The organism is Sphingobacterium sp. T2, from assembly GCF_000814685.1.
GTDB classification, from domain to species: Bacteria; Bacteroidota; Bacteroidia; order Sphingobacteriales; family Sphingobacteriaceae; genus Sphingobacterium; species Sphingobacterium thermophilum.
The window spans coordinates 1-4,372 of sequence record NZ_JXAC01000112.1 but is presented as its reverse complement, the minus strand read 5'-3'; the positions used below and the strand labels follow the sequence as shown (position 1 = coordinate 4,372).

General features: G+C 40.5%; 7 protein-coding genes. 3 read left to right on the top strand and 4 right to left on the bottom strand.

Translation table 11 applies throughout. The features are described from left to right. Window positions 1-39: 39 nt before the first annotated feature. Window positions 40-525 carry an NUDIX hydrolase gene (locus SD31_RS08305; protein ID WP_052258817.1) on the top strand — a complete coding sequence of 162 codons (486 nt, stop codon included), beginning with the start codon at window positions 40-42 and terminating at the stop codon, window positions 523-525. A gap of 2 nt (window positions 526-527) precedes the next feature. On the opposite strand, the gene SD31_RS08300 is transcribed toward SD31_RS08305, so the two are convergent. Genes SD31_RS08300 through SD31_RS08290 form a run of 4 tightly spaced genes read right to left on the bottom strand, consistent with a single transcriptional unit; the run spans window position 528 to window position 3,607 of the window. Then, entirely contained in the window at window positions 528-1,616 is a 1,089-nt protein-coding gene (locus tag SD31_RS08300) for a DUF3810 domain-containing protein (protein ID WP_039053788.1), read from the bottom strand. Next, the gene (locus tag SD31_RS08295; RefSeq protein WP_316929820.1) at window positions 1,606-2,295 is read right to left on the bottom strand and encodes a nucleoid-associated protein; all 690 of its coding nucleotides are present in this window, start codon (window positions 2,293-2,295) and stop codon (window positions 1,606-1,608) included. The genes SD31_RS08300 and SD31_RS08295 overlap by 11 nt, the downstream gene beginning before the upstream one ends. Continuing rightward, the gene (locus SD31_RS20830; RefSeq protein WP_316929819.1) at window positions 2,199-2,669 is read right to left on the bottom strand and encodes a nucleoid-associated protein; all 471 of its coding nucleotides are present in this window, start codon (window positions 2,667-2,669) and stop codon (window positions 2,199-2,201) included. Before SD31_RS20830 ends, SD31_RS08295 begins: the two co-directional genes overlap by 97 nt. A gap of 32 nt (window positions 2,670-2,701) precedes the next feature. Continuing rightward, window positions 2,702-3,607, bottom strand: coding sequence for a histone deacetylase (locus SD31_RS08290; protein WP_039053789.1), 906 nt, complete (start codon window positions 3,605-3,607; stop codon window positions 2,702-2,704). A gap of 83 nt (window positions 3,608-3,690) precedes the next feature. Between SD31_RS08290 and SD31_RS20825 the strand changes: the two genes are divergently transcribed. Continuing rightward, window positions 3,691-3,990 carry a DUF480 domain-containing protein gene (locus tag SD31_RS20825; RefSeq protein WP_316929818.1) on the top strand — a complete coding sequence of 100 codons (300 nt, stop codon included), beginning with the start codon at window positions 3,691-3,693 and terminating at the stop codon, window positions 3,988-3,990. Further along, complete coding sequence (locus tag SD31_RS20820; RefSeq protein ID WP_316929817.1) at window positions 3,917-4,219, top strand: DUF480 domain-containing protein; 303 nt, start codon at window positions 3,917-3,919, stop codon at window positions 4,217-4,219. Before SD31_RS20825 ends, SD31_RS20820 begins: the two co-directional genes overlap by 74 nt. Window positions 4,220-4,372: the final 153 nt, after the last annotated feature.

The window sequence follows — 4,372 nt, the reverse complement described above, 5'->3', positions numbered from 1 at the left end:
CAAACGATTGGTTTACAAGACATTGACTTATGAAAACTTTTGAATAGCTCTACAAAGAACGGAAAGACTACTTATCTCTACGTTCATCCCGATATCAAAGATATCTTCAAAAAGATTACAGACGGCATAAAGACCATCTTCGCTGCTGGTGGCGTAGTGAAAAACGGAAAAGGTAAAATTTTATTCATTCACCGCCTCGGAAAATGGGATCTACCGAAAGGAAAAGTTGATGAAGGTGAAAAAATGCGTGAAGCTGCTGTAAGGGAAGTAGAAGAAGAATGCGGCATAAAAGTGGATTACCTAGGCAAAAAAATCATGTCCACCTACCATACCTATCAGCTGAAAGGAAAATTGGTACTTAAGAAAACAAACTGGTATGAGATGGGCGTAAATAAAGTTCCTAAACTGGTGCCGCAAACTGAAGAAGATATTTCCCAAGCGGTATGGTTTGGAAAGAAAGACCTACCGAAAGTCATGGAAAACACTTACCCTCTTATTCTAGACATACTGAAGAAAGTCAAATAAAATTATCTTCTAGCTTCTTGTCGTTGTTTTTCCCACGCGACAAGAAGCTTTACCATCAAACTGTAGCGCTCCATACCTTCCGGCTGATTATTCGCCTTCAGATATTCGTCATAAAAAGCCCCTGAAACTTTCTCCAACCATCCTTGATGTGCCCTCCAAAAATCGCTTTCCTCTCTCATATCCTCTAACACCAATGATGACAACATAGCTCTATACTTTTCCCACAGCACCTTGTCTCTATACAACGGTCGTAACAAATACCCCAATGCCGAATAATAAGCCGAATATCTGTACCAAAGATCCTTATCCTCATGCAATACCAAGAAAGCATAAAAGTTACATTCATCTTCAAAACCTATCCCCAGCTGATGCCCCAATTCATGTACGTGAACAAAAGGATAAGATGCTTTTGGAATATGCTGGTTGACATGTGCTTCCAAAGTGAAGGGATTAAAATACCCCGAAACCATAAAAAATGAAGCTAATAAGCTCGATACAGGTTCTTTGACATGCACCTGGGTCTTACATAGATAGCCGCTCAGCAGGGTGTCCTGCTTTACAATCTCTGCCAGATCTCCACGCACTCCCAACTTGGTCTTTTCCTTCCAATCTATCTTGGCCCTCAGGGCATTGGCCTGGTGAATATAGTTTTCAACGACTTTCAGATATTCCTCCTTCGTGAAAGAACTGTCCTGTAATCCCAACCTTTCCCTTACAGGCTGTCTGTAATAATTCAAGCCCCAATTAACTAGAAAAACAACATATAAAACTGAAATAAAAGTTATTATTCTTACCAGATGAACTTTTACTTCATAAAAACGCCTACGAAAGATAGACTTAAGAAAGGCTGTAATAAGGAAAATAAAAAGACCTAAAATACCTCCGTATATTACATCGCCTATGCTGAATGGTACCCAAGAAAAAAGAATAATATAGATATAGGAAACCACAGGATAAATCGTCTGTGCATAATACTTTTCAATCCATAATGTGTCATCCTTCATTAAGGAGACTCCTATGATAAAAAGCGCACATACACCTATCGCGATATAATAGCTATTTAGGTTGATTCTCTTTCTTTTAAGATTCATTTTCGTAATAAAGCTTATAGTAATTTAAGCCCTTTTCTTCATCATAGCCCTTCTCGAGATATTCACGTTTTCCATGTACATAAATATGGAAATTTTTATCCAGTTTAATGACAGATTTATAGGAACTTGCCATCTTTTTCACAGCCGGAGCAGCAATGTCGAAGTTTGCCTGAAAAGGCATATCATACTCCTCTTCAAAATTCTCCTTAAAGTCCTTGAAAAGCGATATGGCTTGAGGGTTTCCTATCACCTCTTCTTCAAACTCCGCATTATCAAAGGTTTCCTTGCTCTTAAAGTAGTTCATCGAGCGGTTGAGCAGCTCTATCTTATCTGCGGTTTCAAGTTCAAAAACTTCATCCAGCTTCTCGTCCACAAACTTTTTATACACTTTCAACAGGTTTCCGGTCTGCTGATAGGCGTCATTGCGCGTGCGTAGTTGTAAAAAGTTGTCCTTCCAATACACGGCCTCGGACTGGTTGGTCTGGTCTATTACCAACACTTTGTAGCCTTCTTCTTCTTCCGTATTGATAATCACCACACCTTTGTCAAGCTTATTGATATTGATAGCCTCTTGTTCATAGTTCAGCTGAAAGCCTCCCTGCTGCGGATACACTTTAAGATAAGCCTCTTTGTTTTCCGATTTGAAAATGCCCACAGCATCGTGTTCTTCTCCTTCCATCTGCACATCCTTAAGGCTACCACATAAACTTCGCCCGACTTAATCTTTGGATGGTCAGACACCTCATAGAGATGCTTGGTCACCTGCTGCGAATATGTATGAAAATCTATCTCTCCCGAAAAATATTGCTTGCTGAAGTAATAAACTTCATTCAATTCCAACTCATCATTAGGATGGTAAAAGCGATAAACCTCCGTAAGCTTTCCAAAAGGTTTCATAAAATATTGCATCAGCAAATCCGGCAGAACCTCGTCTCCCGAAAGGTCCAATGGACTCTCTGACAGTATATAAAACTCATCATTGGCCTTATTGCCTACATGATGGATGGAAATATGCTTAAAGCTCGCATCTTGATGAAAAAACAATAATCGCAATCTCTTTAGAATAAAATATAACAGAACAAGTACTAAAAATCAAAAATATCTATCGCTGTCTTGTAGGTATTCACATGCGCATCAACGATGTCACGTATATGTACCGAATAGCCCCCTCCCATAGAAATCTGAAGAGGAATATCTCTTTCCTTGCAAGACTTAATAACCAAGTAATCACGATATTTGCACCCTTCTTTTGAAACTTTAAGTTTACCTAACTTATCCGTCTGAAGAATATCTACTCCTGCTTGGTAAAACACAAAGTCGGGATTCACTTCCTCAAAGAGCGTGGGTAACACCTCCTCCAGAATACTTAAGTATCTTTCATCGCTAATACCGTCCGGCAATGCAATATCTCGGTCGGAACGTTCCTTCACGAAGGGAAAATTCTTCTCGCCATGCATGGAAAAGGTAAAGACGTCGGGATCTTCTTTAAAAATATGAGCGGTGCCATTCCCCTGATGTACGTCCAAATCAATGATTAATATACGGCGAGCTGCTCCTCTGTTCAGCAGGTAGCGGGCCGCCACCGCCTGATCGTTCATAAGGCAAAACCCTTCCCCATAGTCGAATCCTGCGTGATGGGTTCCTCCTGCTATATTGAACGCAATACCATACCTTTGGGCACTCAAGGCCGTCCGTATCGTTCCATCCAAGATCAACCGTTCCCTATCTACCAAAGACTCACTCAACGGAAAGCCTATGCGGCGAACCATCCTCTCATCCAAGGTCAGCTCGAACAAGCGACTCACATATTGTCTGTCATGAGCCAAACAACAAGTTTCGAAATCCGCAAGCTGTGGTTCTACAAAATTTTCCTTCTCTACCAATCCTTCATATAGTAGCTGACCATGGATAAGCTCATACTTGATCATAGGGAAACGATGTCCCTCCCGCAAAGGATGTATATAGGCATTATGATAAGCTATCTTCAACAAAGCAATATGTATTTGACGCACGAAAATACAAAGAACTATATAGAAATCTCTTATCTTAGGGTCACAAAGACTATTTGAAATCTATGGAAGAAAATATTACACTGCCTCAGCTTAATCAAGAACAAATCCGCGTGTTGGGATGTCTGCTGGAAAAATCTAAAACTACTCCCGAATATTATCCCTTGACTGTCAACGCACTAGTGGCTGCATGCAACCAAAAAACATCCAGAAAGCCGGTAGTAAATTACAACGAAGAAACGGTCATCCACACTTTGGATTCTCTACAAAAAAATAGGACTGGTCTCTACCGTGACGGGTGGCTCCTCCCGTGTGACCAAATACAAACACAATTTGGCCATACAATATCCATTGATACCGGCTGAATTAGCCATACTTTGCCTACTCTTCCTCCGCGGACCTCTAACCGCAGGCGAAATAAACAGCAATTCCGGAAGACTTTACGAATTTGAAAGCATCGAAGAGGTACAGTATTACCTGAACAAGCTGACCGAAGGAGAAAAGCCGTACGTAAAACTTTTACCCAAAAGATCTGGACAGAAGGAAGCTCGTTATATCCTATCTTTTTGGTGCTTTCGACCCAGAGGAGTTTGATAAATCCCAACAAGACCCCTCTGTTGAAGTAAGACAATCAAATTATAGCTTTGGAAGAACGAGTAACTGCATTAGAGACCCAGCTTACCCGATTGAGAAGAGGAATTTGACCCACCTTTTAGCACAACAATAATCATAATAATCATGAAAAAA

Coding starts and splice junctions, on each gene's coding strand:
- SD31_RS20825 (WP_316929818.1), top strand. CDS start 3,691: ATGGAAGAAAATATTACACTGCCTCAGCTTAATCAAGAACAAATCCGC.
- SD31_RS08295 (WP_316929820.1), bottom strand. CDS start 2,295: ATGGAAGGAGAAGAACACGATGCTGTGGGCATTTTCAAATCGGAAAAC.
- SD31_RS08300 (WP_039053788.1), bottom strand. CDS start 1,616: ATGAATCTTAAAAGAAAGAGAATCAACCTAAATAGCTATTATATCGCG.